The organism is Mesorhizobium sp. M7A.F.Ca.ET.027.02.1.1 (genome assembly GCF_004022985.1).
Taxonomy (GTDB): Bacteria; Pseudomonadota; Alphaproteobacteria; order Rhizobiales; family Rhizobiaceae; genus Mesorhizobium.
On the sequence record NZ_RZOL01000616.1, the window covers coordinates 1 to 2,387 of the forward strand.

At 63.4% G+C, this 2,387-nt stretch carries 2 protein-coding genes and 1 pseudogene; all 3 read right to left on the bottom strand.

Annotated features, from left to right (window positions below; genetic code table 11):
- Positions 1-49: 49 nt before the first annotated feature.
- The gene (locus EN749_RS34195; protein WP_027037386.1) at positions 50-358 is read right to left on the bottom strand and encodes an NIPSNAP family protein; all 309 of its coding nucleotides are present in this window, start codon (positions 356-358) and stop codon (positions 50-52) included.
- A gap of 54 nt (positions 359-412) precedes the next feature.
- Positions 413-1,651, bottom strand: a complete 1,239-nt coding sequence (locus tag EN749_RS34200; RefSeq protein WP_127397457.1) for an MFS transporter — start codon at positions 1,649-1,651, stop codon at positions 413-415.
- Between the two features lie 462 nt (positions 1,652-2,113).
- Positions 2,114-2,387: pseudogene (locus tag EN749_RS34205) on the bottom strand (aspartate aminotransferase); the annotation flags it as partial.

A 2,387-nucleotide genomic window follows, 5' to 3' on the forward strand; every position in this document is an offset into this window, starting at 1 on the left:
AAACAAGACCTAAAGCGCGGCGCGTGAATCTGTTTCGACGCGACGCGCTTTAAGGTTCGAGCACCGGCCGCAGGAAGCTGCGCTCGTAGCTGAGAATGCTGCGATTGCGTTTTTCCATTTCAAACACTTCCTGGCATTCCGGGTCGGCAGCCATACGCTTGCGATAGACCTCGTAGTCGGCGAGGCTCGGGAAGCTGAACATGGCAAAAGCGATATTGCTCGCCCCCTCGCTCGGAAGGAAATAGCCGTGATGGTTTCCGCCGAGGCGGTTGACCAGAGCTATCCAGCGACGGCCATAATCTTCGAACTCGGCAAGCTTGTAGGGGTCGATGACATATTTCAGGTAGCAAGTGATCATGAGAGCTCCTGTGGCACGGGGGCGGGGCATTTTGGCTTGTCAACTGGAGGAAGATCAGTTGCGTCCGTCGAGATGGCGCACCTTGCGCAGTTGCGGGAACAGCACCATCCACAGGCCCGCTACGGCGATGGCGCCGATGCCGCCGATCACCACGGCCGGCACCGTGCCGATCAGCGCGGCCATCGTGCCGGCGCGGAATTCGCCGACCTCGTTGGAGGCACCGACAAAGACCTGGTTGACGGCGTTGACGCGGCCGCGCACCTCGTCGGGCGTCCACAGCTGAATTAGCGTTTCCCTGATGTAGACGCTGAACATATCGGTGGCGCCAAGGAAGACCAGCGCCACGATCGACAGCCAGGTGATGGTGGAAAGGCCGAACAGCAGGGTGAAGGCGCCGAACGAGGCGGCGGCGACCAGCATGATCATGCCCGCGTGGTTGCGAAGCGGATGCCCGGCCAGCCAGATGGCGACGCAAATGGCGCCGATGCTGGGCGCCGAGCGCAGCAGGCCGAGGCCCCAGGGGCCGAGCTGGAGGATGTCGCGTGCATAGACCGGCAGCAGCGCCGAGGCGCCGGACAGGAGCACGGCGAACAGATCGAGCGAGATGGCGCCGAGCACGATCTTCTCGCTCCAGATGTAGCTGAACCCGCCGAGCAGGTGCTGCATCGTCGGCTTTTCCGACTCGGTCCGCTGCGACGGCTTCGGAATGGTGAAGATCAGCAGCCCGGACACGAGCATCAGGACGGCGGCGGTTCCGTAGGCCGCTTCCGGCGACACGCCGTAGAGCAGGCCGCCGGCGACCGGGCCGACGATGGTCGCCGTCTGCCAGGCCGATGAATTCCAGGCGATGGCGTTGGCGAAATCCTGAGGCGGCACCAGATTGGCGAACAGCGAGGCGGAGGCCGGACCGAAAAAGGCGCGGGCGACGCCGAACATGGCAAGCACGCAGAAGATCGGCAGCGGCCCGCTGATGCCGCGCAGCGTCAGGAACAGCAGCGCCAGCGCGCACATCGCCTCCACCACGACCGCCAGCGCCATGATCAGGCGGCGGCCGAAGCGATCAGCGACGACGCCGGTGACCAGCACCAGAAGCAGCGACGGCAGGAACTGGACGATGCCGACAAGGCCGAGATCGAGCGGGTCGCGGGTCAAATCGTACATCTGCCAGCCGACCGCGACGGACACGATCATGGTGGCGAATGTGGTGAGGAAACGCGCCGCCCAATAGCTCAGGAAGGAGCGGTGGCGGAACGCGGCATAGCGCTGGTCCGGCGATATCTGTTCTGCTGTCATGATTTAAGAGGCCCCGTTCGAATGGCATCAGCTGGCGGGGCACTTCCACGATGGGCGCTGGTCCGGCTGGCGGAACTTTTAGCTCAGTTCGCAGCGGATATGCGTCAAAATCAGTGCTGGATCAAGGAATTTTCAGCCTAAAGCGCGTCGCGACTTTTGAGCGAGATGCATTAGCGCTACTGCGTCATGAGTTTCTGGCCGAACGGAGCAATCGTTGACGTTGGCGCTGCCCCTCACTGTCCTGCCGGACATCCTATAGTGACGGGGAGAGAGGGGCGGGCGGCGACGCCGGCATTTCTCCCGCAACGGTGGAGATTGGCGAAATCGCCGATGACAGCACCCCTCCCCCCTTACTATACGGGGAGAGGATGCCGGCAGGCAGGTGAGGGGCGGCGCAGACGCTGGCCACTATGAACGGTCGCTGTGACGCAGTAGCATCAACCGGTCGCTGGCACGGGAAACTTACTGCCGCAGCGCGACGGAAATGGCGTCGAGGCCGCCACGCAATTCGGCTTCCGTCGGCCAGCCAAAGCCGACGCGGAAGAAGCGTTTTTCCATCTCGAACCAGTGGCCGGGTCCGACATAGGTGCCGTGGTTTTCCAGCAGGTTCACATAGAACCGGTCGAGGTCGAAGCCGGGTTCGACATTGAGGCGCGGGAAGCCGACGACGCCACCTTCGGGCCGCACCCAGTCGACCAGCGGTTCGCGATCGATCCAGGCCTGGACGATGTCGCGG

Excerpts from the sequence above, each read along its gene's own strand:
- EN749_RS34195 (WP_027037386.1), bottom strand. The coding sequence starts at position 358 with ATGATCACTTGCTACCTGAAATATGTCATCGACCCCTACAAGCTTGCC.
- EN749_RS34200 (WP_127397457.1), bottom strand. The coding sequence starts at position 1,651 with ATGACAGCAGAACAGATATCGCCGGACCAGCGCTATGCCGCGTTCCGC.